The organism is Pseudomonas fjordensis, assembly GCF_976987115.1.
Genome location: NZ_OZ336860.1, coordinates 78751 through 94886 on the forward strand (window position 1 = coordinate 78751; position 16136 = coordinate 94886).

At 59.6% G+C, this 16136-nt stretch carries 13 protein-coding genes and 1 pseudogene; 11 read left to right on the plus strand and 3 right to left on the minus strand.

Translation table 11 applies throughout. The annotated features are described in order from the left end of the window. Positions 1-4 precede the first annotated feature (4 nt). Positions 5-2800, plus strand: coding sequence for a DNA polymerase I (gene polA, locus ACWHXD_RS00390; RefSeq protein ID WP_138762503.1), 2796 nt, complete (start codon positions 5-7; stop codon positions 2798-2800). A 271-nt stretch (positions 2801-3071) separates the two neighbouring features. Here the strand turns inward: polA and yihA are convergent, their stop codons facing one another. Continuing rightward, positions 3072-3713, minus strand: coding sequence for a ribosome biogenesis GTP-binding protein YihA/YsxC (gene yihA, locus ACWHXD_RS00395; RefSeq protein WP_003187369.1), 642 nt, complete (start codon positions 3711-3713; stop codon positions 3072-3074). A gap of 192 nt (positions 3714-3905) precedes the next feature. On the opposite strand from yihA, the pseudogene ACWHXD_RS00400 reads away from it, so the two are divergent. The 6 genes and pseudogenes from ACWHXD_RS00400 (at position 3906) to ACWHXD_RS00425 (ending at position 9373) form a co-directional block, all read left to right on the plus strand. After that, positions 3906-4113, plus strand: a pseudogene (locus tag ACWHXD_RS00400) (cytochrome). A gap of 33 nt (positions 4114-4146) precedes the next feature. Then, entirely contained in the window at positions 4147-4773 is a 627-nt protein-coding gene (locus tag ACWHXD_RS00405; protein WP_014716340.1) for a c-type cytochrome, read from the plus strand. A gap of 167 nt (positions 4774-4940) precedes the next feature. Further along, on the plus strand, positions 4941-5576 hold the full coding sequence (gene dsbA / locus ACWHXD_RS00410) for a thiol:disulfide interchange protein DsbA (protein ID WP_003187375.1): 636 nt from the start codon (positions 4941-4943) through the stop codon (positions 5574-5576). A gap of 10 nt (positions 5577-5586) precedes the next feature. Continuing rightward, complete coding sequence (locus tag ACWHXD_RS00415) at positions 5587-6465, plus strand: endonuclease/exonuclease/phosphatase family protein (protein ID WP_003187377.1); 879 nt, start codon at positions 5587-5589, stop codon at positions 6463-6465. Then, entirely contained in the window at positions 6462-8507 is a 2046-nt protein-coding gene (locus ACWHXD_RS00420) for a GGDEF domain-containing protein (RefSeq protein WP_138762502.1), read from the plus strand. The genes ACWHXD_RS00415 and ACWHXD_RS00420 overlap by 4 nt, the downstream gene beginning before the upstream one ends. Positions 8508-8596: 89 nt before the next feature. Further along, positions 8597-9373, plus strand: coding sequence for an N-acetylmuramoyl-L-alanine amidase (locus tag ACWHXD_RS00425; RefSeq protein ID WP_032894301.1), 777 nt, complete (start codon positions 8597-8599; stop codon positions 9371-9373). A 113-nt stretch (positions 9374-9486) separates the two neighbouring features. Here the strand turns inward: ACWHXD_RS00425 and ACWHXD_RS00430 are convergent, their stop codons facing one another. After that, positions 9487-11274 (minus strand): ATP-binding protein, encoded by a 1788-nt coding sequence (locus ACWHXD_RS00430; protein WP_032894300.1) that lies wholly within the window; start codon positions 11272-11274, stop codon positions 9487-9489. 10 nt (positions 11275-11284) lie between these two features. Further along, a complete protein-coding gene (gene algB / locus ACWHXD_RS00435; protein WP_003187383.1) occupies positions 11285-12631 on the minus strand; it encodes a sigma-54-dependent response regulator transcription factor AlgB in 1347 nt (448 codons plus the stop codon). A 389-nt stretch (positions 12632-13020) separates the two neighbouring features. Between algB and ACWHXD_RS00440 the strand changes: the two genes are divergently transcribed. The 4 genes from ACWHXD_RS00440 (at position 13021) to gltP (ending at position 16061) form a co-directional block, all read left to right on the plus strand. Further along, complete coding sequence (locus ACWHXD_RS00440; RefSeq protein ID WP_003187385.1) at positions 13021-13305, plus strand: hypothetical protein; 285 nt, start codon at positions 13021-13023, stop codon at positions 13303-13305. Between the two features lie 77 nt (positions 13306-13382). Next, positions 13383-13547 carry a DUF1328 domain-containing protein gene (locus tag ACWHXD_RS00445; RefSeq protein WP_003187386.1) on the plus strand — a complete coding sequence of 55 codons (165 nt, stop codon included), beginning with the start codon at positions 13383-13385 and terminating at the stop codon, positions 13545-13547. Positions 13548-13549: 2 nt separating this feature from the next. Beyond that, on the plus strand, positions 13550-14017 hold the full coding sequence (locus ACWHXD_RS00450; protein WP_032894297.1) for an inhibitor of vertebrate lysozyme family protein: 468 nt from the start codon (positions 13550-13552) through the stop codon (positions 14015-14017). A 712-nt stretch (positions 14018-14729) separates the two neighbouring features. After that, a complete protein-coding gene (gene gltP / locus ACWHXD_RS00455; protein ID WP_003187390.1) occupies positions 14730-16061 on the plus strand; it encodes a glutamate/aspartate:proton symporter GltP in 1332 nt (443 codons plus the stop codon). The last annotated feature ends 75 nt before the right edge of the window (positions 16062-16136 follow it).

Genomic DNA, 16136 nt, shown 5'->3' on the forward strand with positions numbered 1-16136 from the left:
GCTCATGAGCCAAGCGCCCCTCGTCCTGGTGGACGGTTCTTCTTATCTGTACCGCGCCTTCCACGCGCTGCCACCGCTGACCACCTCCAAAGGCCTGCCCACCGGTGCGGTCAAGGGCGTGTTGAACATGCTCAAAAGCCTGCGCAAGCAGTACCCGGACAGCCCATTCGCGGTGGTTTTCGACGCCAAGGGCGGGACGTTTCGCGATGAGATGTACGCCGAATACAAAGCCAACCGCCCGAGCATGCCCGATGACATGCGCCTGCAGATCGAGCCGCTGCATCAAAGCGTGATCGCTCTTGGCTTCCCGTTGCTGTGCGTCGAGGGCGTCGAGGCCGATGACGTGATCGGCACCCTGGCCCGCAGCAGCGCGGCCGCCAGCCGCCCGGTGGTGATCTCGACCGGTGACAAAGACATGGCGCAGCTGGTGGACGGCCACATTACCTTGGTCAACACCATGACCGGTAGCTCGATGGACATCGAGGGCGTTAAGGAGAAATTCGGCGTCGCTCCGGAACAGATCATCGACTATCTGGCGTTGATGGGAGATTCGTCCGACAACATTCCCGGCGTTCCGGGTATTGGCCCCAAGACCGCCTCCGGCTTGCTGGTGGGGGTCAATGGCGGCCTCAAAGAGCTTTATGAGCAGTTGGATATTGTGCCGACCCTGCCTATCCGTGGGGCCAAGACCCTGCCGGCCAAGCTGGAAGAGCATAAAGAGATGGCATTCCTGTCCTATCAGTTGGCGACGATCAAGATCGATGTGCCGCTGGATATCGGGCTGGACGATTTGCACCTGATCGAGCCGGATCGCGAAAAGCTGCTTGAGCTGTACGCATTGCTGGAGTTCAAGAGCTGGTACGACGAGATCCAGCGCGACACCAAGCGTGTCGAGCTGAAGGCGGCCAATGAAGTCGCGCCTGTCGCGCAGGTACCCGTGGAGGAGGTGGTATCGGTGCCCGTAGAGACGGTTTACACCACCATTCTTGACCAGGCCACGTTCGATCTGTGGCTGAAGAAGCTCAACGACGCCAAGCTGTTTGCCTTCGATACCGAAACCACCGGGATCGACGCCCAGCAGGCGCAATTGGTTGGGGTTTCGTTCGCGGTGCAGCCCCATGAGGCGGCGTATATTCCCCTGACGCACGCTTACATCGGTGCACCGGAACAACTGGACCGCGACACCGTGCTGCTGGCCTTGAAGTCGTTGCTGGAGGACCCGACCAAACTCAAGGTGGGCCAGCACGCCAAGTTCGACATGAACATCCTGGCCAACTGCGCCATTGGTGGCGACCCTGCCCAGGGCATTACCGTGCGCGGCATCGCCTTCGACACCATGCTTGAATCCTACGTGCTCAATTCCACCGCGACTCGGCACGATATGGACAGCCTGGCGAAGAAGTACCTGGACCACGACACGGTCAGCTTCCAGGACATCGCCGGCAAAGGCGCCAAGCAACTCACGTTCGACCAGATCGCCCTTGAGCAAGCCGGCCCTTACGCGGCTGAAGATGCTGATGTGACCTTGCGCCTGCATCAGCACTTGTACGCGCAACTGGCAGCGATCCCGAGCCTGGCCAGTGTGCTGACGGACATCGAGATCCCGCTGGTGCCGGTGCTGGCCCGCATCGAGCGCCAGGGCGCACTGGTGGACAAGGACCTGCTCGGCATCCAGAGCATCGAACTGGGTAACAAGATGGTTGAACTGGAGCGCCAGGCGTACGAGATCGCCGGTGAAGAATTCAACCTAGGGTCGCCCAAGCAGCTCGGGGCGATCCTGTACGAGAAGCTTGGCATGCCGGTGCTGAAAAAAACCGGCAAGGGCCAGGCCTCCACGGCTGAGGAAGTGCTGGCCAAACTGGCCGAGGATGATTTCCCGCTGCCCAAGGTACTCATGCAGTACCGCAGCATGAGCAAGCTCAAAAGTACCTATACCGACCGCCTGCCGGAACAGATCAACCCGCGTACCGGGCGTATTCATACGTCTTACCATCAGGCCGTCGCGGCGACCGGGCGCTTGTCCTCCAGCGACCCGAACCTGCAGAACATCCCGGTGCGCACCGCCGAGGGACGGCGCATTCGCCAGGCGTTTGTCGCGCCCAAGGGCTACAAGCTGCTGGCGGCGGACTATTCGCAGATCGAGCTGCGGATCATGGCGCATTTGTCCAAGGACGAAGGCTTGATGAACGCCTTCCGCAATGACCTGGACGTGCACACCGCCACGGCGGCCGAAGTGTTCAAGGTTGAGTTGAACGAGGTTACGTCCAACCAGCGCCGCAGCGCCAAGGCAATCAACTTCGGCCTGATTTACGGCATGGGTGCCCAGAAGCTGGGCAAGGACATCGGCGTCGACACCAAGACCGCCAAGGCCTATATCGATGTGTACTTCGCCCGCTACCCTGGGGTTCGCGAATACATGGAGCGCACCCGCGCCCAGGCGGCGGATCAGGGTTATGTCGAAACCTTCTTCGGGCGACGCCTGTACTTGCCGGATATCAACTCCAACAAACCCCAGGAGCGCGCGGCGGCCGAGCGCACGGCGATCAACGCGCCGATGCAGGGCACGGCGGCGGACATCATCAAGAAAGCCATGGTGCAGGTGGATAACTGGCTGACCGAGTCGGGCCTGGATGCCAAGGTTATCCTTCAGGTGCACGACGAATTGGTGCTGGAGGTGCGTGAAGACTTGGTCGCGCAGGTCAGCGAGAAGATTCGCGAGCATATGAGCGCGGCGGCGCAGTTGGACGTGCCTTTGGTGGTGGACGTAGGCGTAGGCGATAACTGGGACGAGGCGCACTGATTCTGCGGCTTCGCCATCACATTGCGCGGTGGCGAGGCGGTTTAGAGCGCAAACCGCGGTCAGTTATTTCCAATAGTTTTTTGAGCCTGTCGGAACTTAACCTGTGAACTGCCACTCAGAGTTACTGAATGGGTGGTGAAGCCCTTCAATGCTCCTATGTTGTGTTAAGTGTTGGCAGATAATTCTGGACCCCGCCCTAGCGGTCCGGAACTTGAACCCCGAACTTCCCCTCCCCAAAAGAAGTCCGGGGTTTTTTTTGCCCGCAGAAAAGTTATTCGGCGATTTCTGCGCCCTTGTCCGCCAATTCCATCCAGCCGGCCAGTACGGTGTAGGCTTCTTCCAGGCCCATGCGCTTGGGCGCGGAGAACAGCTGAATGGTGATGGTGTCGCCCCAACCCTTACGAATTTCGGACTGCACTTTGAGCAGGGTGTTCTTGGCTGCACCGTAGGTGAGCTTGTCGGCCTTGGTCAGCAAAATGTGCATCGGCATGCCGCTGGCGACCGCCCAATCGAGCATCAGCAAGTCGAAGTCGGTCATTGGATGACGGATATCCATCATCAGAATCAAGCCCTTCAAACTCTCGCGACCGCCCAGGTAAGCCTCGAGGTGACGCTGCCAGTGCAGCTTCAGCGGGATAGGTACTTTTGCATAACCGTAGCCCGGCAGGTCGACCAGACGCCGATCATCGTCTAGCTTGAAGAAATTGAGTAGTTGCGTGCGGCCCGGGGTTTTCGAGGTGCGCGCCAGGCTGGCGTGGGTCAAGGTGTTCAGTGCGCTGGATTTACCGGCGTTGGAACGGCCGGCAAAGGCGACTTCAAAGCCCTCGTCATCGGGGCATTGGTCCACTTTGGCGGCGCTGAGCATGAAGGTGGACTGTTGGCACAGGCCGAGGATGGGGTTCTTGAGTTGCATGAGATTTCCGATGTGGGCGGTGCCGAGAAAGGGTGCGGCAAGCGGTGTCGTTTCCGTTTCAGTAGCGCCAGTATATAATGCCGCAGATTTTGTGTGTGCTTTGTCCCAGCGAAGGATGAAGTTCACGGGAGCGAAAGACCTTTATTGCGCATTAGAACGCAAAACGCTCTCAAACCCTGAAAAGGTCGATGTATGGACCGACGGTTGCTCGCTTCTGCTGCCCTGATTCCGCTTTACGGCGCTCAGGCTACACAGGATCAACCGAGTTTGCATGGTCAGGCTGACGCAGCACGTGACCCAGGGTTTCAAGGCAATGCCGCCGCGTGGTTTGTGCATGGACTGCAGTACTGAGGATTACCAGGCCGTCACTGATGTGATGGTGAGTAAACCCGGTAGATAACTCTTAAACCCTTAGCCGTAGTTGGATTAGCTGATGAACAAACTGATCGTGAGTCTGCTGTTGACCTTGGGCATCACAGGCGCTGCCGTCGCTGCAGAGGGCCCCGTCAAAGGTGATGCCACTGCCGGTCAAGCGAAGGCCGCCGTGTGTGGTGCCTGCCACGGGCCGGATGGTAACAGCCCGGCGCCGAACTTCCCCAAACTGGCCGGCCAGGGTGAACGTTACCTGAGCAAGCAGATGCACGACATCAAGGACGGCAAGCGCACGGTGCTGGAAATGACCGGCCTGCTGACCAATCTCAACGATCAGGACCTGGCGGACCTCGCGGCGTATTTTGCCAGCCAGAAGGGTAGCGTGGGAGCTGCCGATCCTAAATTGGTCGCCCGTGGAGAGCAGTTGTTCCGTGGCGGTAACCTGGAAAAAGGCTTGCCTGCCTGCACCGGTTGCCACTCGCCCAATGGCGCAGGCAACGCTGCCGCAGGCTTCCCGCACCTGAGCGGCCAGCACGCCACCTACATCGCCAAGCAGTTGACCGACTTTCGCAAAGAAGAAGCCGGCCGGGCCAACGATGGCGACGCGATGACCATGCGCACCATCGCTCGCAAGCTGAGCGACGAAGACATCGCAGCCCTCTCCAGTTATATCCAGGGCCTGCACTGACCGGGCTGGGCGTTAACGCTCGATTAATCCCGCGATGCAAGCATAAAAAGGGTGGCTCAGGCCGCCCTTTTTTGTGGCCGCTGCCGTTACACTAACGAACTCATGTCCGCGTAGACCTGTCACAACAAAGGTCGCGTGAGGCGACTTTATTTGTCCAGGAGTAAAGCATGCGTAATCTGATCCTCAGCGCCGCTCTCGTCACTGCCAGCCTCTTCGGCATGACCGCACAAGCTGCCGATGTGCCGCTTGAAGCCGGTAAAACCTATGTTGAGCTGGCTAACCCGGTTCCCGTTGCAGTACCGGGCAAGATCGAAGTGGTGGAGCTGTTCTGGTACGGCTGCCCGCATTGCTACGCCTTCGAGCCGACTATCAACCCATGGGCTGAAAAGCTGCCCAAGGACGTTAACTTCCGTCGCATTCCCGCCATGTTCGGTGGTCCATGGGACGCCCACGGCCAACTGTTCCTGACCCTGGAAGCCATGGGTGTTGAGCACAAGGTCCACAACGCCGTCTTCGAAGCGATCCAGAAACAAGGCAAGCGCCTGACCAAGCCGGACGAAATGGCTGACTTCGTTGCCACTCAGGGTGTCGACAAGGACAAGTTCCTGGCGACCTTCAACTCCTTCGCTATCCAGGGCCAGATCAAACAGGCCAAGGAACTCGCGCAGAAGTACGGCGTGCAAGGCGTTCCAACCCTGATCGTCAACGGCAAATACCGTTTCGACCTGGGCAGCACCGGTGGTCCTGAAGCGACCCTGAACGTTGCTGACCAACTGATTGCCAAAGAACGCGCTGCCAAGTAAGGGGCTCGCCATGCGCCGCTGGGGTACCGAGCGTGTCGTTGGCCTGCATGAACCGCAGGTCAACGAGCATCACCTGGAGTCCACGGGCCTGCCGGCAGATAGCCGCTTGCGCCTGCTCAGCTTCAATATCCAGGTGGGCAACAGTACCGAGAAGTATCGGCACTACCTCACGCGTGGCTGGCAGCACCTGCTGCCCCACAAGGGGCGTACCGGTAACTTGCAGAAAATCGGCGACCTGCTCAGCGACTTCGACTTGGTCGCCCTGCAGGAAGCCGACGGCGGCAGCCTGCGCTCCGGCTATATCAACCAGGTGGAACACCTGGCTCAGTTGGGGGCTTTTCCGTACTGGTATCAGCAACTCAACCGTAATCTAGGGCGCCTGGCACAGCACAGCAACGGCGTGCTCAGCCGTCTCAAACCCACTGCCATTGAAGATCACCCCTTGCCAGGCCCCAAAGGCCGCGGGGCGATCCTTGTGCGTTTTGGCGAAGGCCCGGAAGCCTTGGTGGTGGTGATGATGCACCTGGCCCTCGGGGGGCGTACGCGCAACCTGCAGTTGGCCTACGTGCGTGAATTGATTGGCAACTACAAGCACCAGGTGCTCATGGGTGACATGAACACCCATGCCAACGACCTGCTGCAGAATTCTCCGCTGCGCGACCTGGGGTTACTGGCCCCGCAAGTCGAAGCCACGTTTCCCAGCTGGCGCCCGCAGCGCTGTCTTGACCATATCCTGCTCAGCCCAAGCCTCACACTGGAAAGTGTGCAGGTGCTGGCGCAGCCCATTTCCGATCACCTGCCGGTCGCGGTAGAGATTCGTCTGCCGGGTTCGCTCACGGCTGATGCATTACCCGCGTTGAGCCCAGGCCCTCGCGGACCCCTTGCATGAGCGACGACGCCCAGCGCTGGAAAGAGAAGTACCTTCAGAGCATCGAGCAACAAGACAAACTCGAACGCCGCTGGGCCGCCCGCCTCGATTTGCTGCGCCGCGGGCTGGTGCGCAGCACGCTGGCCGCTGAAGGCACCGACCGCGCCGTCGATCAATGCATGAAGGAAATGCGCGATGTCGTGCGCACGGACGACATGGATGCTGCCCTCGCCGCTTTACTGCCGCGTCTGGAAAAGGCCGTGCTGGATTCGGAGCAGCGCCGCGAAACCCGCGTCGACCAGATCAGCACCGCGCTCACCGCCTTGGTCACCCAGTTGCAAAAGCTGCCGCTGCCCCGCGAAGTGGCTCGCCCGCTGAAAACCTTCGCCAAGCAACTCGATGGTCGCGTGGCGCAAGCGCGGGAGATACCCCTGCTACTCAGTGAGCTGAGCAGCCTGCAGGGGCAGGCGCTGAATAATCTGGAGCCGGATGGCGAAACCACACGCCCAGGGCCGGGCCTGTTGCAACGCCTGTTCGGCAGTAAAGAAGCCGCCAGCGAAGCGCTTGCGGTTGATGCCGAGCCACTGCCGGCAGCGCAATCGGCAGCGCCAAAACCCGCAGCGCCCAAACCCGTGCTCGAGCCGGAAGAACCTGCGCAATCAGAAGAATTGACCCAAGCCTTACGTGCCTTTGCGCCGTTGCCGCCCTTGAAGCCTGCGCCTGTTGCAGCGGCCGAAGAGCAAGAGGTCGCCAGCGAAACGCCGGTATTCGACGCTCCAGAGCTGCCGTCGATTGCGTCTGCGCAATTACCTGAGCCCGACGTGCAGGTGCCGCCAGTTGCGGAGCCTGCTCACGAAAGCGCACTCGCCGCCTTTATCGAGCCGCCGCCGGTTCCAGTTGAAACGCCGAATGAGACCACCATCGGCAGCCTTTCATTGCCCCCCGTGCTGGAAGGTCCCGAGCCCGACGAACTGCAACCAGACGGCACCTACGCCCTGCCCGATTCACCTGAACCGTCCTACAGCTCGGTGGCCAAGCACATTGAAGGCACTTTGCTCGGCCTGCTGGAAGATCTTTCCCTGCCCGAACGCCATCAACCCCAGGCCGAGGCGATGCGTGAGCGTCTCGCCCATGGCTTGAACTGGTACGAACTGCTGCCGATCCTCGATGACCTGGCGGTGCTGATGCTGGCGATCACCGACAGTGGCCAGCATGAGTTTGAGGCTTACCTCAAGCAGCTCAACGAGCGTCTCGAGGCATTCCAGGGCCATCTGCAGGTCGCCAGCGAGGGCCACGCCGATAGCAGCCTGGCTGCGCGGGAGTTGGACACGCAGATTCGTGAGCAGGTCGATGGCCTGCAAAGCAGCGTGCAGGACGCCGCCGACCTGGACAGCCTCAAGCAGGTGCTCGAAAGCCACCTTGAAGGCTTGCTCGGTACCATGGACGAACACCAGCAGCAGCGTGACCTGCGCGAACAGGAAGTGGCCGCACGTTTAAAAGGCCTGGCTGAACGCGTGGCCCATATGGAGCAGGAGGCCCAGGGCTACCGCGAGCACCTGGAGGTGCAGCGCCAGAAGGCCTTGATCGATCCGCTCACCGGCTTGCCCAACCGTGCGGCGTGGAGCGAACGCCTCGATTACGAAGTCAACGCCTGGCATCAGCGCGGTAACAGCCTGTCGCTGGCCATGCTCGACCTGGACCACTTCAAGCGCATCAACGACGGTTACGGTCACCTGGCAGGGGACAAAGTCTTGAAGATCATCGCCAATGTGCTGAGCAAGCGCCTGCGGCCGACGGACTTCATCGCGCGTTTTGGGGGTGAAGAGTTTGTGCTGCTCATGCCCGACTCGGCCTTGGCGGAGGCCTTGGCAGTAGGTGAAGTATTGCGTGAGGCTATCGCAGCGTGCCCGTTCCACTTCAAGGGTGAGCGGGTAACGATCACGGTGTCCATGGGCGTGGCGCAGTTTCAACCCGGCGAGCGCAGTGACCTGGCGCTCAAGCGTGCCGATGAAGCGCTCTACAGGGCAAAGGCCGCGGGGCGTAATCAGGTGCAGGCGGCATAAAAGATGTTCCATTTTGTAATTTGACCGCCTGGCCGTGAGTCGTACGTTACACTGTTGCATTATCGTCTTTCAGTGTACTGCCTCTCGCCATGAAATCCTTGTATATCGCTTTAGCGTTTCTTCTGCTCGCCGGCTGCACCAGTGGTCCGCGCCTGAACACCAGCCATCCCTCGGTCAACCACGACAACCGCGTGCAGTTCGTTGTGGTGCATTACACCTCGACCAACCTCGAACGTTCCCTGGCGCTGTTGACCCATGGCCAGGTCAGCAGCCATTACCTGATCGGCGACGACGCCTCCGGCACCATCTACAAGCTGGTGGATGAAAGCCAGCGCGCCTGGCACGCGGGGGAAAGCGAGTGGATGGGGCGCACATGGCTCAACTCCAGCTCCATCGGCATCGAGATCGTCAACCCAGGGTTCACCGATACGCCGACGGGGCGTGTGTGGTACCCGTATTCCGAAGCGCAGGTGCAGTCGCTGATCGTGCTGCTCAAGGACATCAGCAAGCGCAACGGCATCGACCCCAAGAACATCATCGGGCACAGCGACATCGCCCCACTGCGCAAGCTGGACCCAGGCCCGTTGTTCCCTTGGAAGCGCTTAGCGGCAGAAGGTCTGGCCGTGTGGCCGGATGCCCAGGCAGTGGCCCGGTTTCAGGTGCAGTACGCCGCGCAGTTGCCGAGCATTACCTGGTTCCAGGAAGAGCTGGCGCGCCTGGGCTACCAGACGCCGCAGACTGGTGAGCTGGATGTGGCCACGCGGCACGTCATCGCCGCATTCCAGATGCGTTTCCGCCCGTCATTGTTTGACGGCACCCCGGATGCTGAAAGCGCCGCAATCCTGCGCGCCTTGAATCACCGCTGATGGTGTAAAAATAATAATGTAGGAGCGAGCTTGCTCGCGAATAACGCATAGACGACGCGGGCTGCCTGACAGCACAGCGTTATCGTTGACGTTTTTCGCGAGCAAGCTCGCTCCTAAAGGGGTAATGCCATATAGAACTGCGTACCCTGCCCCGGCCGTGAGTACACGCCCATGCGGCCGCCGTGCAATTGCACGATCTCCTTGCACAGTGCCAAGCCCAGGCCCGCCCCACCTTTCTTGCGGCCCACCTGCACAAAGGGTTCGAAGATCCGCCCCTGCTGGCCGTAGGCAATGCCTTCGCCGTTATCCTCGACGCTGATAATCACCCGCTCGCCATGGCGTCGTGCCTGCAGGCGGATCTGCCCGCCTTCGGCGGTGTGGCGCAGGGCATTGCCCAGCAGGTTGTCGAGCACCCGCTCCAGTTGCACTTGGTCGGCATATAGCCGTGGCAACTCAGGTTGGGCTTCCACCAGCAACTCAATGTGCTGGGCGTTCGCAGGCTCAGCAAATCGAGCCCGTGCGTGCTCCAGCAAGTCGGTGACATCGCACGTACCCAGGGTGAGTTTTTGCAGGCCGTTCTGGTAGCGCGAGAAGTTGAGCAGGTCGTTGATCAACTGCATCAGGCGCTGCATCTCTTCATTGACCGTATCCAGCAGGTCCGCCTCGCGGGAGTCCGGTGGGAACTTGGCTCGCTCACGGAACAAGCCGAAGGCCATGTGCATGCCGGTAACCGGCGTGCGCAGCTCATGGGAGGCGCGCAACACGAACTCGCTGCGCACCCGCTCGAAAGCGCGCTGTTCAGTCACGTCATGCAGCACCATCACGGCCCCGAGAATATGCCCCTGGGTATGGCTGACCGGGGTCAGGCTGTAGGTCAGCAGGCGCAATTCACCCTCGACTTCCACCTCCAGATCATCCGGGGCCCGCTCCAGGTTGCCGCCGCGCAGCACCAGTTGCAGCTGTTCATCCATTTCTGCGCGACCCATGGCTTCGCCAAGGCCTTGACCCAGCCGCTCCTCATCCCAGCCCAATTGGCGCTGCGCCACAGGGTTGAGGTGCTCCAGGCAGCCTTGGCGATCAATCATCAACAGGCCGTCATCGATACTGTCGAGCACCGCTTGCAGGCGCTGTTGGCCGGCCAGCAGCTCATCGATGTTAGTGGCCTGATGTTGGCGCAATGCTTCGGCCATGATGCCGAAACGGCGGGTCAACAGGTTCATTTCCGCTGCGGAGGAGATCGGCAAGGTGACTTCGAAATCGCCCTGCCCGATCTTGTCGGCGGCCTTGGCCAGCGCCTCGATGGGGCCGCCGAAACGCCGGGCGATGCCATGGGCCGTGACGAAACCGATGATCAGCACCGCGAGCCCTACCAGGCCGAGCAGGCCGGCAATCAACAGCGCTCGTTCGCGGGATTTATGCTCGCTGGTACTGATATTTTCCAGCGCCCGCTTGTGATCGGCGATCAGGCCGTTACGCAATATGTTGAAGGTTTCAGTCAGCTTTTCTTTGCTGCCTGCGGGCGGTGATGCCTGTTGGGATTGGTCAAACGCTTCCAGCAGCTTCTGGTAATCGGAGCGCGCCTGGCTGAAGCCATGGTTTTTGCCGTCTATCTGCTCATGGGCGATGCCTTGGTCCAACAGGTCGAAATAATGCTGCTTGGAGGCTTGCAGGGCGTCCGGGTCGGGGCGCTTCTCCAGCATCATGATCAACTGGTCGCCCAGGCTCTGACGCAACTTGAGCCCCAGGTCCAGGGTGATGAAGTTACTGCGGATCAGCGATTCCTGGGTTTTGGCCATTTGCATGACGCTGACCAAGCCCAGGATCAACCCTAGCAAAGCCACGGTGATCAGCGCTGAGATGCTCAGGAATAACCGGGTGCGCAGTTTCATCGCGAGCTTCATAAGGTCCTGTTCAAAGGTTGTACTGCTTGCGTTTGCGGTACAGCGTCGACGCATCGATGCCGAGTGTGCGGGCCGCTTGGTCCAGTGTGTCGCTGGTCGCAAGTACGGCGCCGATATGGGCTTTCTCCAGCTCATCCAGGCTCAAAGCCGCGCCGATACGCGGTGCATTGTTGGCCGGTTGCTCGGCCATCCCCAGGTGGCTGATCTCCACCTTCTCCTGAGGGCAGATGATGCTGGCGCGTTCCACCACGTTACGCAGTTCGCGGATATTGCCGGGCCAGCGATAGTTGAGAAGCGCTTCGCGGGCATTATCACTGAAGCCGCGCGCCGGGCGTGCGTATTCCTTGACGAAGCGGGCAAGGAAGCGGTCGGCCAGGGTCAGGATGTCTTCACTGCGTTCGCGCAGCGGCGGCAAGTGCAAGGTGATGACATTCAGGCGGTAGAGCAAGTCTTCACGGAAGCGGCCATCGCGCACCATGTCTTCCAGGTTCAGGTTGGTGGCTGCGAGGATGCGCACATCGGCGCGGCGGGTGACCGGGTCGCCCACCCGCTCATACTCTTTGTCTTGGATAAACCGCAGCAACTTGGGTTGCAACGTGAGGGGGAAATCGCCGATCTCGTCGAGAAACAGCGTACCGCCGTCCGCTTGGTTCACTCGGCCCAAGGTGCTTTCGCTGGCGCCGGTGAATGCGCCGCGGCTGTGGCCGAACAGTTCGCTTTCCATCAGTTCGGCAGTCAAAGACGGGCAGTTGATGGTCACGCAGGACTTCTTCGAGCGTTTGCTCCAGCCGTGTATCGCCCGGGCCAACTCACCTTTACCGGTACCGGATTCGCCGAGAATCAAGATGTTGGCGTCTGTCCCGGCCACCTGCCGCGCGGTTTCCAACACCACCATCATTGCCGGGCTATGGGAGTCCAGGCCGTCTTTAGGCTGGCGCACTTCGCCTTCCAGCGCTTCCAGCCGCGCCGAGAGCTGACGCACCTCCAGTTGCTTGGCGGTGGCCAGGCGCAGCTGGTCTGGGCTGCAAGGTTTGACCAGGTAGTCGGCGGCGCCAGCCTGGATGGCGTCCACGGCGGTATCCACGGCCGAATGGGCGGTCACAATCACCACGCGCATCCACGGTGCCTGCACGCGCATCTGGGCCAGCACGTCCAGGCCATTGTCCTCGCCCAGGCGCAGGTCGAGGAAGCACAGGTCGAACACCTGACGCTGCATCAGGGCATCGGCCTGGGCGGCACTGTTCGCGGTGGCGACGGTATAGCCTTCATCTTCCAGGCAATAGCGGAAGGTGCGCAGGATCGCAGATTCGTCATCCACTAAAAGAATGCGGCCTTGAAGTTCCTTGGCTGATTCCATCTGTCCCGCACTCCTTAACTATAAATGTGATGGTGTTTAGTCCCGGAATAATCGGGCAAGTTGCATGGTTTATTCTGATTCATAAAAGGCTTCTTCGCGCAGCTATCTGCGCGCCTTCCTACAGACGTCGTCTGAGCGCATTTTCCCTTCCGTTCGCCCTTCGATCCTTCGATGTGTGCGCTGGGTGTCTGGTTCCGACCACTTGCCGTCGTGCATTTCGCACGGCCTGCACGCAGGCATCGTGCAGGATGCTAGGCGATGATTCTATCGGGCAAGTATAACTCTTTGATTTTATTGAGTTTTATTTTGCAATAAAGCTGGCATGCACTCTGCAATATCTCCCCCAAGAGCGTCATGAACGAATAATCAGAATGCGGGAGCAATGCAGTATGACTCGCCAAAGCCTCAGCCAATTGCGTGTATCGCCGCTGCGCTTGCAGCAGGGCCTGTTTGCCAGCCTGGCCTTGATGGTCACGTTGATTGCCGGCCAGCAGTTGCAGCATTGGCAAGAGCGCGCGCAGCCAGCCCCGCAATTTGAACGTCCTGCCATGACCCAGACCCATTTCCGTTCCATTGGCAGCGCCAGCGCCGATGTGACTGCCCCGCAACTGAGCCTGGTAGATCAGGGTTCCACCCTGGACGAACTGCCGGCCCATGACCGTTGGGTGTTCTAGGCAAAAAACGTCGCTTGTGTTGAGCGGCTGCACGGCATCACCGCTGTTACCCCTATAGAAGCATAAGGAGAATCACCATGTTGAGTTGGGCAATCACATTTCTGATCATCGCCATTGTGGCTGCAGTCCTGGGCTTCGGTGGTATCGCTGGCACCGCTACCGGCATCGCCAAGATCCTGTTTGTGGTCTTCCTGGTGATGTTCATCGCTTCGTTCTTCTTTGGTCGCAAAGGCCGAGGTTGAATATGGCCAACCTGCCTTTTAAAGCCCTTGCTGCCGCCCTGCTGTTGGGCGGTAGCGGCTTGGCTTTGGCCGCCAATGACGGCCAATCCCGGGCTAACGAATTGCTCAGCGCGGATCCGCAGTACCGTGAAACCTGGCAAGACGTGGTGAAGAAAGAAGAGCGCCTGCCCGAGTGGGTGATGAACCTGTCGGGCACGGCCGAGCAAATGAATGCCGTTGAGGAAGATGGCGACAAGTACTTGGTCGGGCCGCTCTGCGAAACTGCAGACACCTGCCTGAACAAGCGCCTGATCGTTGCCTTCAGCCTCGACAAGGAAGATGCCTACGCCATGTTGGTGGAAGTACCGGCCGGTTTGCCGGCGGACAAGTCCCCGACGCGGCACGCCGATTACCGTTTTATCGGTAAGCCGGACGAGGGTATGCAAAAGCTGCTGATGGAGCAGCTCAAGAAAGATCCGAATTGGTACTAGGTTCCGTCTGACGGAGCCGGCGTCCATAGAAAGAAGCCCTTGTGCTTCTTTCTGTTTGCATCGCTCCTTGAGCGATGCATGACCAGGGGGTCGGGTTGCTCTGATCGATCAGGATCGGCGTGACCTACGGGTACAGGGAGTACCTGCGCAAGGGCCGGGTCAGGCGAAAAGCTGCGACGCAAGTTCACAAGACCTCAAGCTTGCTGAACTTGCGGCGGGCTTATGACTCTCATTCCCGCACTTCATGCCGCCCATAGCCGCAGTTTTGCTTTTTGCCGCTGGCTAACCATTACCGGGTATGTCGGCGCGACCATCTATCGAGAATTTTTCATCCGCGCTATAGGATCTTTCTGGCGCTAGGTGGTGGATTTCTCAGACATTTCTGCCAATCAATTCAAGTCGTCCAGTATCTCTGCGCGAGCCTGATTTGGCTGCTTGACGGCATATTCACCCGCCTGAATGGCGGATACGAACTGACCGTTTGGACAAATATTTTCAAAAAAAGCCATGCCGATTCGGCATAGGGTAGGCGTTTACGGCATTAGACGTCGCTCCCTTGCATGGGAATAGTTGCGCCTTTTTTCGCCTGCCAGTAAGCCATTTCGGCCACGCTGCGGTGACCTTCCATGGAGGCAGATGCACACACTTTTTCGCTTTCGAGCGTTGCAGCTGGCGCATTTGCCGTAAGTCCACTTGAAGCAAGGGTAATGACATGAAGAAGGCAAAGCTAAGCCTCGCCTGGCAGATCCTCATCGGTTTGGTACTGGGCATTGCAATCGGTGCAGTGCTCAACCATTTCAGTGCTGAAAAGGCCTGGTGGATCAGCAATGTGTTGCAGCCGGCGGGCGATATCTTTATCCGCCTGATCAAGATGATCGTGATCCCGATTGTGATTTCTTCGCTGATCGTCGGTATTGCCGGTGTAGGCGACGCGAAAAAGCTCGGTCGTATCGGCGTCAAAACCATTCTTTACTTCGAAATCGTCACCACCATCGCCATCGTGGTGGGCCTGTTGCTCGCCAACCTGTTCCACCCAGGCGCTGGCATCGACATGAGTACCCTGGGTACCGTCGATATCTCCAAGTACCAGGCGACTGCTGCCGAAGTGCAGCATGAACATGCGTTCATCGAGACCATCCTCAACCTGATCCCTTCGAACATCTTCGCCGCTGTTGCCCGTGGCGAGATGCTGCCGATCATCTTCTTCTCGGTGTTGTTCGGCCTGGGCCTGTCGAGCCTCAAGCCTGAGCTGCGCGAGCCGCTGGTGACCATGTTCCAGGGCGTGTCCGAGAGCATGTTCAAAGTCACCCACATGATCATGAAGTACGCGCCTATCGGTGTATTCGCGCTGATCGCGGTGACGGTCGCCAACTTCGGCTTCGCCTCGCTGCTGCCGCTGGCCAAGCTGGTGATCCTGGTTTACGTCGCGATCCTGTTCTTCGCCTTCGCGGTCCTGGGTTTGATCGCCCGCCTGTTCGGCTTCTCGATCCTCAAGCTGATCCGCATCTTCAAGGATGAGTTGGTATTGGCTTACTCCACCGCCAGCTCCGAAACTGTGCTGCCGCGTGTGATCGAAAAGATGGAAGCCTACGGCGCGCCGAAAGCGATCTGCAGCTTCGTGGTGCCGACCGGTTATTCGTTCAACCTCGACGGTTCGACCCTGTACCAGAGCATTGCGGCAATCTTCATTGCCCAGCTGTATGGCATCGACCTGTCGATCGGCCAGCAACTGATGCTGGTACTGACCCTGATGGTGACCTCCAAAGGTATCGCTGGCGTGCCGGGCGTGTCCTTCGTGGTATTGCTGGCGACGCTGGGCAGCGTGGGCATCCCGCTGGAAGGCTTGGCGTTTATCGCCGGTGTCGACCGTGTGATGGACATGGCGCGTACCGCCCTCAACGTGATCGGTAACGCCTTGGCTGTACTGGTTATCTCCCGTTGGGAAGGCATGTACGACGATGCCAAGGGCGAGCGCTACTGGAATTCCTTGCCGCACTGGCGCAGCAAGGAAGCTCTGCCTACGGCACAGGCCACCCGTAGCTGATTACAGATTGATCGAAAACAAACCCCGGAGAATTCCGGGGTTTGTCGTTTCTGCCAGCCCCGTTATCATTCGCCC